The organism is Candidatus Sordicultor fermentans (assembly GCF_012728195.1).
GTDB lineage: Bacteria > Atribacterota > Atribacteria > Atribacterales > Caldatribacteriaceae > Sordicultor > Sordicultor fermentans.
Genome location: NZ_JAAYFP010000192.1, coordinates 1 through 3,000, shown reverse-complemented (window position 1 = coordinate 3,000; position 3,000 = coordinate 1). Strand labels below are relative to the sequence as shown.

Genomic DNA, 3,000 nt, shown 5'->3' with positions numbered 1-3,000 from the left:
GAGCTCAGAAAGAAGGACAAAATGGAGGAAAAAGAAAGAGTAGCCCGTATTCTGGATACTTTAGAAGAGCACTTTCCCGACGCTCGGTTGCTTTTAGAATTTAACAATCCTTTTGATCTTTTAGTGGCCACCATTTTAGCTGCTCAAGCTCCTGATGAGCGGGTAAATCAGGTAACCAGAACTCTTTTTCAACGTTTCCCCACACCTCAGGCTCTCGCTCGTGCCTCTCTCTCCGAAATTGAAGAGGTCATCAAGTCTCTTCCTTACTACCGGCAAAAAGCCCGCTTCCTCAAAGAATCGAGCTCCATTTTAGTGGAAAAATTCCAAGGGGAAGTTCCCCCCGACCTTTCGGAGCTCACCTCTCTGCCCGGAGTGGGGAGGAAAACTGCCAGCATCGTTTTAGCCAATGCCTTCAATATTCCGGCTATCGCCGTAGACACCCACGTGGCTCGCGTATCCCAGAGATTGGGTCTTGCTTCTTCCTCTTCCCCTTCTAAAATAGAAAAAGATTTAGCCTCGATAATCCCCCCGGAACGCTGGATAAGAGCGGCTCATCTTTTAGGTTTTTTAGGTAGAACCACCTGTTTGGCCAGAAAACCTCGCTGCCCAGAGTGTCCGGTCAGAGAGTGGTGCCCTTCCGCTGATTCCTTGTAACCTCTAAGTCTATCCACAACTTTATTTCTCCTTCCACTTCACCTTTTTGGAAGGTCCAAAGGAGAGGTTCTTTACCTTCTTCAAACCTGCCCCGGAGGTCTATCTCCAGGGAATAATCTTCAAACATCCCTTCCCCGTGAAGGGTCAGTTTTCCCCAGTAATAAATAATAGCCTCCAGATCCAGAGAATCCAGTCGGCGCAGAGAAAAAAGAAAAATCTTCTCCTTCAAGTCAGTGTTAGAAAAAAGATGAAAATACTCTCCTCCCCGGTAAGCCACCACTTCTACAAAAGGAGTACTATAGCCTATCTCCATCAATCTCCCCACAGGGAGAGCAAGCTCCTCATCTCTCCACAATTCTAAAATTTTCTCCCGGTCTTCTGCAGATATAGAAACTCCCGGCTTGCTTCCCACCGGCCCCCACAGAAAAGAAAATTCCATGGGAAAATAAATAGCAAACTCCAGCTCTTCAAATCCCTCTCGCACCAAAAACCGGGGCATTTCTTCCACTCCTAAAAAATTAAAATACATTTCTGCCTCAAACTCTCTCTCCATTGCCCGGTAGAGAGAGAGTTTGAGGTCTCTGTTTTCTTTAGGGAAAGAAATTGTCCTTTCTCCTGAGACTTTACGACGAGCCACGGTGATGGGGCCATCTTCTCTCCCCTCTATAATTATTTTTCTTTTTTCTGGAGAAAGAGGGGCGCGCACTGCCCGGAGAGGAGTTCTCCCCAAAAGATGTTGATCGTTTTCCATCTCTAAATAAAAAAGATATCCTTCAAACTCTCGCACTCCGAAGGAAAACGCTCCTTCTTTTTTGTGCTTGGCGGTTAACTTGTGATAGCGAGAAGAATTAAAAGAACGATAATAAAGACGAGCTACCACGGGCTGGCGAGATTTCCAGTTCACTATCAGGGTTCTCCCATCAGGAAGAAAAGAAAAATCAAAATATTCTATCAAGTGAAAAGGGTCAGAAACAGGAGAGTTGCTCACCGCCTCGAGTTTTTCTAACCCCTCACCTCTGGCCCACATCTGCTCTATGTTTTTAGCAAGCTCAGAGACTGAAACAGAACTTCCCTTCTCTCCCATCTTTATTTTCAAAGCCTGAGCGGTAACAAGGCTATCAACAGTGCCCAAATCTACCTCCTCTTCCAGGGAGTTAGCAAAAGCCAGTGCCACCAGTTGAGACTGGTAATAAAACTCCAGAAAATAATTTTCTCCAGGAGGAACCCGTAGAAAAAACTCCCCCTCCTCGTTGCTTTTAGTCCGGGTTATTAAATCGGGGCTTTCAAGAAGAAAAGCTTTTATCTCCGTATCCGGAAGAGGAGCCAGAAGCTTTTTTGTTTTTTCTTCTTCTTTCTCAAAATGCATATATTCCCGGGCCGCCTTTCTCGCCCAGGGTGTATCAGAAGGAAGGAGAATCCTCCCCTGAATAAAAGCCAAAATAACCACCTCTCATTCAATAAACTGTATCTTTTGAAAAATCTTTTTAGAATAATACCACAAACTAAATTATATCACCCTTCTCCTTTTCCGTCATCGCGAGGGTCGCTACCTCGCTGGCATAGAGAGGGAAAGAATATATAATATAGAATCTCCCCGAAAGGGCTTCCCCCGCCGTCATGCTTGAAATTTAGGCGGGCATCCGCATCATCCGTCATGCCTGAAATTTAGTGAGGCATCCACCCCCTCCCGCCGTCATTCCCGAAATCTTCAATCGGGAATCCACTGAGGAAGACGCCCTTTCTTCCTCAGTAGTCTTTGCTCTTCTGCTTTTCTTTTGATTTTTCTAGGGGGTTATAGGGGGATCAGTTTCCCCTTATAGTTTGGACCCCTGATAAAACCATTCAGAGGTGACGACACGGAGGTTTTTTTCTACGTGTCGTTTTTGACATTTCTTTTATCTTCTTGTACTTTAGTCTTTTCAGGGGGTTATAAGGGGGTGAAACCCCCTTATAGTGAGGAAGGTTTTTGCTTCCTCACTGGTCTTTTTTCTTTTTGTATTTATTTTTGAGTATTTATTTTTTTTGGGGTTATAGGGGTTTTTCCCCTATAGTCGGGGTTATAAGGGGGTGAAACCCCCTTATAGTCGATAGAACCGTTCAGGGTTGACAGCCCCTTTTTTGTCATTCCCAAGATTTTCAATTGGGAATCCAAATATTCTTGTTCTTAATAATTTAGACCCCGGCTTAAAGATTGCCGGGGTGACGAAAAAGGTGTGATAGAGGCATTCAGGAATGACAGAAAAAAAGGGTCATAGGGGGCTCGCCCCCCTATAGTCTTGACAACTTCTCTTTTGAGTAGTAATTTTACTCATGGAGGGAAATGAGTGACGAGTGATGAGTGATGAG

Annotated in this window: 2 protein-coding genes; one reads left to right on the top strand and one right to left on the bottom strand. The window is 44.8% G+C overall.

Features of this window, described 5'->3' with window-relative positions; translation table 11 throughout:
• Nucleotides 1-21: 21 nt before the first annotated feature.
• A complete protein-coding gene (gene nth / locus GXZ17_RS09570) occupies nt 22-654 on the top strand; it encodes an endonuclease III (protein ID WP_409377061.1) in 633 nt (210 codons plus the stop codon).
• On the opposite strand, the gene GXZ17_RS09565 is transcribed toward nth, so the two are convergent.
• Nucleotides 620-2,092, bottom strand: coding sequence for a hypothetical protein (locus GXZ17_RS09565; RefSeq protein ID WP_409377060.1), 1,473 nt, complete (start codon nt 2,090-2,092; stop codon nt 620-622). The genes nth and GXZ17_RS09565 overlap by 35 nt on opposite strands.
• Between the last annotated feature and the right edge of the window lie 908 nt (nt 2,093-3,000).

Excerpts from the sequence above, each read along its gene's own strand:
- nth (WP_409377061.1), top strand. The coding sequence starts at position 22 with ATGGAGGAAAAAGAAAGAGTAGCCCGTATTCTGGATACTTTAGAAGAG.